The sequence below is a fragment of the Aquisphaera insulae genome (assembly GCF_011064615.1).
Taxonomy (GTDB): Bacteria; Planctomycetota; Planctomycetia; order Isosphaerales; family Isosphaeraceae; genus Aquisphaera; species Aquisphaera insulae.
The window spans coordinates 1-10547 of sequence record NZ_JAALJH010000157.1 but is presented as its reverse complement, the minus strand read 5'-3'; the positions used below and the strand labels follow the sequence as shown (position 1 = coordinate 10547).

At 69.5% G+C, this 10547-nt stretch carries 7 protein-coding genes and 1 pseudogene; 7 read left to right on the top strand and 1 reads right to left on the bottom strand.

The annotated features are described in order from the left end of the window. Positions 1-304: 304 nt before the first annotated feature. Positions 305-5479, bottom strand: coding sequence for an ATP-binding protein (locus tag G6O54_RS35720; protein WP_165235406.1), 5175 nt, complete (start codon positions 5477-5479; stop codon positions 305-307). An 845-nt stretch (positions 5480-6324) separates the two neighbouring features. Between G6O54_RS35720 and G6O54_RS35715 the strand changes: the two genes are divergently transcribed. The 7 genes and pseudogenes from G6O54_RS35715 to G6O54_RS37565 form a co-directional block, all read left to right on the top strand. Beyond that, complete coding sequence (locus G6O54_RS35715; RefSeq protein ID WP_165235403.1) at positions 6325-7719, top strand: sigma-54-dependent transcriptional regulator; 1395 nt, start codon at positions 6325-6327, stop codon at positions 7717-7719. A 296-nt stretch (positions 7720-8015) separates the two neighbouring features. Further along, on the top strand, positions 8016-8204 hold the full coding sequence (locus tag G6O54_RS35710; protein ID WP_165235400.1) for a hypothetical protein: 189 nt from the start codon (positions 8016-8018) through the stop codon (positions 8202-8204). 54 nt (positions 8205-8258) lie between these two features. Continuing rightward, complete coding sequence (locus tag G6O54_RS35705; RefSeq protein WP_165235397.1) at positions 8259-8438, top strand: hypothetical protein; 180 nt, start codon at positions 8259-8261, stop codon at positions 8436-8438. A 73-nt stretch (positions 8439-8511) separates the two neighbouring features. Then, a complete protein-coding gene (locus G6O54_RS35700; protein WP_165235394.1) occupies positions 8512-8892 on the top strand; it encodes a TraR/DksA family transcriptional regulator in 381 nt (126 codons plus the stop codon). A gap of 161 nt (positions 8893-9053) precedes the next feature. Then, positions 9054-9617, top strand: coding sequence for a type 1 glutamine amidotransferase domain-containing protein (locus G6O54_RS35695; protein WP_165235391.1), 564 nt, complete (start codon positions 9054-9056; stop codon positions 9615-9617). A gap of 58 nt (positions 9618-9675) precedes the next feature. After that, the gene (gene trxA / locus G6O54_RS35690) at positions 9676-10080 is read left to right on the top strand and encodes a thioredoxin (protein WP_214654232.1); all 405 of its coding nucleotides are present in this window, start codon (positions 9676-9678) and stop codon (positions 10078-10080) included. 202 nt (positions 10081-10282) lie between these two features. Then, positions 10283-10547, top strand: a pseudogene (locus tag G6O54_RS37565) (IS630 family transposase); the annotation flags it as partial.

Sequence of the window (10547 nt, the reverse complement as noted above, 5' to 3'; positions counted from 1 at the left end):
CGCCGAGCCAGGCGCAGGCCGAGGTATGCCGACAGGCCTCGTTCCCGCGCAACAAATCCTGGACAAGACGCCCGGGTCGTCCAGGCCAACTTTTCATTGCGCCAGGGTGAGGCTCACGGGGTCATGACAGGCTATCCCGCGGACCGAGACTGAGAGTCTGTCCCGGACGTCGAGTTCCGAGGCGAGCGGGGGGCGTCAGCCCCCTGTCTTCTCGGTTCCGGACAGGGAGCTCACGCCCCCGCTTGCCTTTTCGGGGCTGACGGCGACCGCGGCACGGCCCCGACCGCGGCACGGCCCTGGCCGGTCAGCCGGGGTCTTCCGCGATACCCTCTCGGGATCGCAGGCCCTCGTAGGAGATGTCGCCGACCTCCCGGACGAGGCGTTGGAGCATCGGTCCGAGCCGCGCCACGAGCGACCCCGCCTCGTCGAGCCGGCCGCTGGCCGCATGATCTTCGAGGTCCGACGCCAGCTCGGCGGCGACCGTGGAGAACACCGACAGCAGCCCGCCGAGCTTGTGAGCGGCCTCGCGGAGCCGGGGTGCGTCGCGGGACCGTGTGGCATCGCTCACCTCGGCCAGCCGGGCCGGCGCGTAGGCCCGGAAGTCCTGGCAGAGCGCGTGCAGGCCGGCTTCGTTGCCGCACGCGGCCAGCAGGGTGGCGGGGTCGAGGAGATTCGCGCGGTCCCCGGGCTCCGGTCGGGAACCGTCGCCGCTTGCGGCGACCCGACCGATGGTCGCGAACAGTTCCGCAGCCCGGACCGGCTTCGCGAGGTAGTCGTCCATGCCGGCCGCGAGGCAGCTCTCGCGGTCTTCCTTCCGCGCTCGCGCCGTCAACGCGATGACCGGCATATGCCCCCCGGTCGCCTGCTCGCTCCGCCGGATCTCCCGCACGACCTGGAAGCCGTCGAGCTCCGGCATGTGGACGTCCAGGAGCAGGAGGTCGAAGGCCCCTCCGAACGCCAGTCCCAGCGCCTCCCGGCCGTCGGCAGCAACCCGAACGGCGTGACCCGAGCTGCTCAGCAGCCGCTCCAGGTGTCGTGAGTTGAACTCGCTGTCCTCGGCCACCAGGATGCGCAGGGGGGCCGCGACGGTGGTCGGCATCGCCGCCCCGTGCGGCACGTCCGACGGATGTCCGACGATGCGGTCAAGGGGAGCCGGCTGCCGCCCGAACCGCGCCGTGAAGCAGAAGCTGCTGCCCCGCCCCGGCTCGCTCTCCACGCCGATCGTCCCGCCCATGAAGCCGACCAGCCGGGCGGCGATGGTCAGGCCCAACCCAGTGCCGCCGTACCTCCGCGTGGTGCTGCTATCCGCCTGCTCGAAGGCCCGGAAGATCCGCTCCTGCCCGTCGGGGGGGATGCCGATGCCGGTGTCGATCACCCGAAAGCGGAGCGCAGCCTTCCCCTCGGGTGCGGGACCGTCGGCGCCTTCCACCCGCACGGAGACCTGTCCCTGGCTGGTGAACTTGATCGCGTTCCCGATCAGGTTGAGCAGCACCTGCCGCAGCCGGCCCGCGTCGCCGACCAGGGAATCGGGCACGTCCGGTTGTACCTCGCAGGCCAGTTCCAGCCCCTTGGACCGGGCCCGCACGATCAGGGTCCGCACGGTGTCGCTCAGCGCCCCACGGAGCGAGAAGTCGGACGGGATCAGCTCCAGCTTGCCGGACTCGATCCTCGAAAAGTCGAGCAGGTCGTCGATGAGGCCGAGGAGGCTGTCGGTGGCGGACTTGACCGTCTCCAGGCATTCCCGCTGGTCGTCGGCCAGGGGGGTATCGAGCACGAACTCGGTCATGCCGAGGATGGCGCCGAAGGGGGTGCGGATCTCGTGGCTGACGTTCGCCAGGAATTCGTCCTTGGCCCGGTTCGCCGCCTCGGCCGCCGCCTTGGCATGGCGCAGTTCCTCCGCGGCCTGCGTCCGCTCGATCCAGTCCGCGGCCTGGCGGGCGAGCTGGTCGAGGACGTGGAGGTCCCGGTCCGACGGGACGCGCGGCACGCGGTAGTGCGTGGACAGCATCCCGACGAGCTGCCCCGACCGACCGATGAGGGGGGTGGATTGCACGTCTCGCGCTCCGGCGCCGAGCATCGCGTCCAGGGCCGGCTGCCCCTCGAACACCGGGCTCGCGGTGACGTCGCCGATGATGACCCGTTCGCCGCTCCGCATGGCGGAGCCGCAGGCCGTTTGCCCGTCGTGAACCGCATCGAAGAACTCGAGGAACGGCGCCTCGAAGCCGCGGCTGGCCACGATCCGTAGCGTCGAGGAGGCCCGGTCGAGCAACTGGATGTTCCCCATGTCGGCGATGGTGAGGACGATGGCGGCGTCGACGATCTCGAGCAGGAGCGAGGACGTGTCGCCATCCTGGGAGAGCCGGGTGCTCACCTCCTGGAGTCGTTCCATGCCGATCAGCTCGACGGCCAGCCGCGCCTCGCTCCGCCTCAGGGCCTCCCCGGCCCGCTTCTTCTCGGTGATGTCCTGGAGCAGCGCCACGAAGTAGTCAACCGACCCGTCCTCGCGCCGCAGGCAGTTCAGGGAGATGGTGGTGTCGATGGTCCGGCCGTCCTTGCGGATCCACCGCTTGTCCATCGTGTAGCCGTCGACCTCCCCGGCCATGACGCGGTCGAACTGGGCGACGTCGGCGGCCAGGTCGTCCGGGTGGGTCATCTCGGCCCACGTCTTCCGCAAGAGCTCATGGCGCGTGTACCCGAGGATCCGACAGATCTCGTCGTTGACCTCCAGACATCCCTTGGTCGGGGAGGTGATCGCCATCCCGATCAGCCCGAGTTCGAAGTACCGCCGGAACCGCTCCTCGCTCTGTCGTAACGCGCTCTCGGCGCGCCGGCGCTCCGTGACGTCGCGGAAGTAGACGGCAACGCCCCCCTCGGGCATGGGGAAGGCCCTGTTCTCGTACCACCGCCCTGAGCCCGCGTGATAGCCCTGGAACTCGCTCGTCATCTGCTGGGACGCGACCCGGTTCAATTGTCGCTCCTCTTCCGTGCCGACCAGGTGCGGGAACACGTCCCGGGCGTACCTGCCGATCAGGTCCGAGCGCAGCCGACCGAGCATGCGCTCGGCCGGCGCATTGACGAAGGTGTAACGCCACTCCGGGTCGAGGGTGACCAGGCCGTCCGGGATGCTCTCCATGAGGTAGGTGACCCGCTCGCCGGCTTCGCGGCGGATGCGGGCCATCTCCAGGTGGGCGCCGACGTGGGCCAGCAGCTCCCGCGCGGTGAACGGCTTGATCAGGTAATCGTCGGCCCCGGCCTCCATGCCCTCAACGCGCGACTCTCCGCCGGCGCGGGCCGACAGCAGGATCACGGGGATCGTACGCGTCGCGGGGTCCGCTCGGAGGGCGTTCAGCAGGCCGAAGCCGTCGATCCGGGGCATCATCACGTCGGACAGCACCAGGTCCGGCGGGCGGGCGCGGGCGGCCGCCAGCGCCGCCTCGCCGTCCGGGACGGCCTCCACCTCGTAGCGCTGCTCCAGCAGGCGACGCACATAGTTCCGCATGTCCGCGTTGTCGTCGGCCCAGAGGACGCGCGGCCGGCGGGCGACAACTCCGCCCGATACCCGCTCGGCGGGTGGGGTAACCACCTCCGGCGGGAACGCCTCCCACGCGTTCTCGATCGTGTCCGGTAACGGTCGGGGCGCATCCTCGTCGGGCAACCAGCGGAGCGACTCCTCGACATAGGCCATCGCCCCGCCCGCGGTGGAACCGAGCGTTCGGCGCGCCCCGATCCGGTCGGCCGGCAGGTGGGCCGTCCCCAGGGGGATCGTCACGATGAACGTGCTGCCCTCTCCGTGGACGCTCACCGCCCGCACCGAGCCGCCGTGGAGCTTGACCAGTTCCTGGACCAGGGCCAGGCCGATGCCGGTCCCCTCGTGCGTCCGCCCGCGCGTCCCCTCGATCCGGTGGAAGCGCTCGAAGATCCTGGGCAGCTCTCCGGCCGGGATGCCCGTCCCGGAGTCACAGACGGTCAGCTCCGCCGCGTCCCGGTCGCGCCTCAAGCGAACGATGATCTCTCCCTCGAACGTGAACTTGAAGGCGTTGGAGATCAGGTTCAGGACGACCTCCTCCCACATGTCGCGATCGACGTGGACCGGCTCGGACATCGGCGGACAGTCGACGAGCAGCCGCAACCCGGCCTTCTGGCAGGCCGACTGGAAGTGGCTGGCCACCTCCGCGGTCAGGGCGGCCAGGTCGGTCGGCTCGTACACCGCCCGGAGACGTCCCGCCTCGATCCGAGAGAAGTCCAGCAGCGTGTTGACGAGCTTCATGAGTCGCAGGCTGCTGCGGTGGACGGCTTCCAACCGCCCCCGCTGCCCGGGCGGCAGGGGCTCGGCCCTGTCCGTCAGCGCGTCCTCGACCGGGCCGAGCAGGAGCGTCAAGGGCGTGCGGAACTCGTGGCTGATGTTGCTGAAGAAGGTGGTTTTCGCCCGGTCCAGCTCGGCGAGGGCTTCGGCGCGTCGGCGCTCGGCCTCGTATCCCTTGGCGTCCGCGAGCGAAGTGCCGATGTGACCGGCGACCAGTTCGAAGAAGGTCCGGTAGGGGGCGTCCAGCACCTGCCGCGGGCTCACCCCCGCGACCAGGAGCCCGGCCAACCCCTCCTGGCCCGCGGCGGCGATCGGCAGCACCAGCCCACGCTCGGAGGGCTCAGGCCAGACCGTTCCCGGGATCCGCAGGCCCGGCGCACCGAGGTCGACCTCCGCCGGGCGGCGCGTCCGCAGCAGGGACGCCAGCGGCCAGGGCGATGAGTCGGCGGCAGCGGACGACACGGCCGGCGGCAGCGGTCGGTCGGCCCCGGCGACCCCGGCGGTCGCGGCGAGCGTCGCCCGCGCCCCTTCCTCGTCCGCGACATAGACGGCGGCGAACGGGACATCCAACGGATTCTCCGCCAGGACGGCCGCAGCCTCCCGGCACGCCGCCCCGACGGTCCGGGCCTCGGGCGCCTTGGCCCCGAGCTTCCGCAGCGTCTCCAGGCGACGGGCGCCGACCACCTCGGCGGTGATCTCGGTGCAGGGGCAGAAGATTCCGTCGACCGTCCGGCCGTCCGCCGAGAGGATGGGGCCGTAGGTGAACCGGACGTGGACCTCCTCCCGCGGGAGCCTGCGGGAGAAGAAAAAGAGGGAGTCGTCGGACCAGGTGGCCCTGCCGGTGGCTCGCACGCCCTCGAGCATCGGCCCGATGAGGTCCCAGATCTCGCCCCAGACCTCCTGCCCCGGCAGGCCGAGGGCGCGGGGGTGCTTGGCCTCGCCCAGGAAGGGGATGTACGCGTCGTTGTACAGGACGTCCAGGCCAGGCCCCCACCAGAGCAGGATGGGGAAGCGCGACGTGAGGCAGAGGCTCACCGCGATCCTCAGGTTCTCGGGCCAACCCTCCGGCGGCCCCACGTCGGTCTGCGGCCAGTCGAAGGCGCGCATCCGGCCAGCCATCTCGCTGTCGCCCGGGAAGAGGCGTTCGCGGTCGAGCGGTTGATCGGCAGTGCCCATTTCATCCCTCCCACGACCGGGCGGTCGTCCGTTCCCTTCAGGTCGACGACCGAAGACTATCGCCCGAGTCAATGAGAGAGCCAATGACGTGCCAGCTCTCCGACCGGCGCTGGGCGGCCGCCTGCCCACCGACTTCGGATGCCTGGCGCCGAGGATCATGTGGCGAACGTCACTGCAAACTTGGTCGCAGCACGGCACCCGCCGACTGCTCTGCCATGAGCGGTCGGAGATCCGGACCAGGTGCCCGGGACGAGCGATCAGCTTTCGGCGGCGCCGAGCGGGGGCGTCCGGAGGCGCCAGAGGGCAGGAGTGCACTCGAATCGCCGCACGCGAGACACTCCGGGGATTCGTCGGGCAGGCTGGGGATTCCGCGACCTCTTCCCGGTCCGCCCTTTCTCCGTCCAGTGCTTGGCCTCGAGAGCGGTATTGTATCCGAGTGGAGGCGGGGAGTCCGCGCGTCTCCGGACCGGCCGATCGACTCGGTTGCGGATTCGGCGAGCCCATGGCCATACTGCTGGTCCGGACAGGAAAGAGATTCAGGGTTATCTAGGTATTTTTCTATTTATCCAAACACCTGAATCCGTGGGATCAAGACCGATAACAATCTCTCAGGCTCCGTGCCTTGAGGGCGCCGCGCGTTCCTTCTCGCCTCGTCACCGAGAGGGTCTCAAGGTTCGCCCGACGACGGTTACCCGACCGAGGCCCCCTATCGGGGTCAGGGACCGGCATGAGGCCAGAAGTCGACCGGCCGCCCCCATTCGTTCTTGCGGCCGGCGGCAGCGAACACCAGCCAGGAGAGGCTGGCCGTCCCGGGAATTCCTCTCGCATTACCGGGATCGATCGCGATGGCTTACATCCTGCTCATAGATGATGACCCGGCCCTGATCCCGAAGCAGGTGCGCCAGGCATTCCCGGCCCCCGCGTACCGGGTCGAGGTGGCCGGCACCGGCTCGGAAGGGCTCAGGCTCGTCCGCGTCGCCCCCCCGGACGCGATCCTCCTCGACATTCGCCTGCCCGACCAGTCCGGCCTGGATCTCTACCAGGCGATCCGCGGCATCGACGGGCGCATCCCGGTCATCTTCGTCACACTCGCCAGGGCGGCGGACGTGGCCATCGAGGCGATGCGGCAGGGGGCCTACGACTATCTGTTCAAGCCGCTCGACCTGCAGGAGCTCCGGCGAGTGGTCGACGAGTCGATGGAGGAGGGCCGGCGGATGCGCGGGCCGGCCTCGGTTGCGGAGACCCTGCCGGACCCCGACTTCGCCGGCGCGATCGTCGGCAGTTGCCCCTCCATGCGCGAGGTCTACAAGGCCATCGGCCGCGTCTCCGACAAGAAAGTTCCCGTGCTGATCACCGGCGAGAGCGGCACCGGCAAGGAGCTGGTCGCCCGCGCCATCTACCAGCACGGGCGCCGGGCCAGGGCGCCGTACCGGGCCCTCAATTGCGCCGCCATCCCCGAATCCCTGCTGGAGAGCGAGCTGTTCGGCCACGAAAGGGGCGCCTTCACCGGCGCCGACCGCAAGCGGATCGGCAAGTTCGAGCAGTGCAACGGAGGGACCCTCTTCCTCGACGAGATCGGCGACATGATGCCGGCCCTCCAGGCGAAGATGCTCCGCTTGCTGCAGGAGCAGGAGTTCGAGCGCGTGGGCGGCAACGAGGTGGTCCGGACTGACGTGCGGCTGATCGCCGCCACCCACCGCGACTTGAGGACATGGGCGGCGGAGGGGAAGTTCCGGCCGGACCTGTATTACCGGCTGAGCGTCGTCACCATCCACCTGCCTCCGCTGCGCGAGAGGGGGGACGACCTTTCATTGCTGGTGCAGCTCTTCCTCCGCCGGTACAACCTCGAGCTGGGGCGAGACGTCCGCGAGGTGGCCCCGGAGGCGATGGACCGCCTCCGAGACTATCCCTGGCCGGGCAACGTCCGGGAACTGCAGAGCGTCCTCCAGCGGGCCCTGCTCAAGGCCACCGGCACGGTCCTGGTCCCAGACTATCTGCCGGACGAACTGTTCGCGGAAGCTCGTCCGTCCGTGGCGGGCGATTCAGCGATCGGTTACCGCCCGGGGAGCACGCTGGCCGATCTGGAGCGTGCGGCGATCCAGCAGTGCCTGATCCAGAGCGGGGGGAGCCGGCAGCGGACCGCCGAGCTCCTGGGGATCAGCACGCGCACCCTGCTGCGGAAGATCCGGGAATACAAGCTGGACGACCCGTTGCGGCCGGACCCGCGGACCACCGAGTAAGATTCGCTCTCACTCGAGATTGGCCCGCCTCCTCCCCGCGACGCGCGCGGGGTCTCGGGGCCCGTCCGGGGCTCCTGCGCCGGCGACCCGCGATGCGACAAACTGTCCCTCGCCCTGGAGCGGGAGACATCCTGTCGCGGGCGAGCGCCATCCGTCGACCCTGTCGGCGTATTTCCGCGCCGGCGACGGGCGACACAAGTCCACTCTCGTAGAGGGTTTCGCGGCGGACGCCATCGCCGAATGACGGCCGGGTCCTCTCGGGCACGCCGCTTGTATTGGATCGGTATCACGGCCGGATGAGTCGGGATGGGCTGATCGATCGAGCCCGTCTCGACATCGTGGGACGCGACTTCCAGGTGGAGGAGGCGCCGATCGGGTTCGTCGGCGAGCGCGACTTCATCCCCGAGAACGTCGAGCGGGCCATTGCGCTGCTGGCCGCGGGCTCGAACGAGGGGGTGGAGGTCTTTCGGGGTGAGGCGGCCTGAGCTCGTCGCAGCCGAGATGCGCGAGGCCGGGACGCCGAGCCCACGGAGAACCTCATGGACGCGAAACAGGATGCCCTTGAATTGCTCGCCGCGACCGGTGATCTCGCGTCCAGGAAGATCACCCCGGCGCTCCAGGAGACGACGCGGCATGGGCGCCTCGAGGTGCCGGTCGTCGGCGTCGCCCGGGCGGGGCGGCAGTCATCGTCAGGGAGTTCGTGGCCGGGGACCATGTGAGCCCCGGCCAAACAGTTCGACTTCAACGACCCGGGTTCGGGCGCCGAGTCCCTACGGGTGATGGGGGAGAGTGATGACCGCAGCGGAGATCGACCACTTCCGGAGGCGCCTGCTGGCCATGAGGCGGCGGCTCGGCGCCGACGTGTCGGAGCTGGCGGACGAGGCCCTGCGACCCGTCGGGGGGGAAGCGAGCGGCAACCTGTCGGACGTACCCATCCACCTCGCTGATCTTGCCTCGGGGAGCGACGAGGAGGAAATCACGCTGGACCTGATGGAGAACGAAGGCCGGATCATGTCGGAAATTGATGACGCGTTGGAACGCATCGAGCAAGGGACCTTCGGCCGGTGCGAAAACTGCCACGAGGAGATCCCCAGGGAGCGACTCGAGGCCGTGCCGTACACCCGCTATTGCATCCGATGCGCGCGGGAATTGCAGGCCGAGGCCGATCGGTGACCCTTGCCCACACGTCAGGATCCCGATCCGGGCACCGACGATCAGGCGTCACCGACCCCCATCGCGGTCCTGGGGATAACGGTGGCAACCGAGCGATCGTGGAACCGCAGAGCAGACCGCCCGCAGGGCAAGACCACTCGAAAAATCCTCGGAGGAGAGCCATGGAGAATCTCAAAGGGCTGAAGGTTGCAATCCTGGTGGACGACGGCTTCGAGGAAGTCGAGCTGGTCCAGCCACGGACTGCACTTGACCGGGCCGGCGCCGAGACTCGGATTGTGTCTCCCAAGGGCGACCCGGTCCGCGGTTGGGCCTTCACCGACTGGGGCGGCTACTTCCCGATCGACGTGGCCCTCTCGGAGGCGAAGCCCAGCGATTTCGACGCGCTGCTGCTTCCCGGCGGCGTCCTGAACCCGGACAGGTTGCGGGTGCAGCCGGCGGCGGTCGAATTCGTGAAGTCATTCTTCGACGCCGGCAAGCCGGTGGCGGCGATCTGCCACGGCCCCTGGACCATCATCGAGGCGGGCGCGGCCCGGGGAAGGCGGATCGCGTCGTGGCCGTCGCTCAAGACGGACCTGCGCAACGCCGGCGCCGAGTGGGTGGACGAGGAGGCCGTGGTCGACGGCAACCTCGTGTCAAGCCGCAAGCCCGACGACATCCCGGCGTTCAACCGGAAGATGATCGGCCTGTTCAGCCGGTCACGCCAGCAAACCGTGCAGGCAGGGTGAGGGCCACATGGCAGAAATTCAACTGATCCGTTGCCCCTCCTGCGGCGCGACCAATCGGGTGTCGCAGGAGGCGAAGGACAAGATTTCAGGCGGCCTCGCCCCGGTCTGCGGACGGTGCAAGGCGCATCTGTATCTCAACAACCAACCGGTCACGGTCACCGATGCCACGTTCACGACCGAAGTCGAGCGCTCACCGGTGCCGGTGGTCCTCGACGTCTGGGCGGCGTGGTGCGGCCCCTGCCGGATGATCGCGCCGGTGCTCGACGAGCTGGCCTCGGAGATGGCGGGACGGGTCCGCTTCGCGAAGCTGAACGCGGACGAGAATTCCGCCACGGCGGCGCGCTTCAACGTCCGCAGCCTCCCGACGATCCTGGTGCTCAAAGGAGGCCGGGAGGTCGATCGGATCATCGGCGTCCGGCCCAAAGCCGAGATCGCGCGCCGGGTCGAACGGGTGATCGCCTGACGAGTCTCCCCGATCAGGGGGTCGCATCGAACGGAACGAGCAGCACTGGCATGGAACGGCGGCCGTTCGGCCGCCACGTCGCCCGACGGCCTGGCCGCCCGGCCTCATCCCGGCCCCACGCCCCGACTCTCCGCCGACCAACTGGAGGTCTTGTGGGTCTATTGCGGGATGGGGCGAAGGCCCACGGCTGGCGGATGCAGCTTTGGACCGCCCCACGGGTCGCCGAACGGATGAACGCCATATCGAGGCCCACTTCCATCCCGAACACGTCCCCAGGATCCTCAAGCGTCGGCTCCGCTGGACCAGCCGGAAGCCCCGGCGCAGGGCCAGGGAGCGGGGCGAGGTCGCCATCGCCCGCTGTAGGTTTCAGGAGCTCCCCGCGGTCACACGCGAAGCCGGACGCCGCAAGGCGGAGCTGGACGAGTCGCGCTCCACGCTCACCCTCGCGGTCCGCCGCAGCCTAGACC

Bases quoted from the DNA above. Each gene is read 5' to 3' on its own strand.
- G6O54_RS35720 (WP_165235406.1), bottom strand. From the start codon at position 5,479: ATGGGCACTGCCGATCAACCGCTCGACCGCGAACGCCTCTTCCCGGGC.
- G6O54_RS35715 (WP_165235403.1), top strand. From the start codon at position 6,325: ATGGCTTACATCCTGCTCATAGATGATGACCCGGCCCTGATCCCGAAG.
- G6O54_RS35710 (WP_165235400.1), top strand. From the start codon at position 8,016: ATGAGTCGGGATGGGCTGATCGATCGAGCCCGTCTCGACATCGTGGGA.
- G6O54_RS35705 (WP_165235397.1), top strand. From the start codon at position 8,259: ATGGACGCGAAACAGGATGCCCTTGAATTGCTCGCCGCGACCGGTGAT.
- G6O54_RS35700 (WP_165235394.1), top strand. From the start codon at position 8,512: ATGACCGCAGCGGAGATCGACCACTTCCGGAGGCGCCTGCTGGCCATG.
- G6O54_RS35695 (WP_165235391.1), top strand. From the start codon at position 9,054: ATGGAGAATCTCAAAGGGCTGAAGGTTGCAATCCTGGTGGACGACGGC.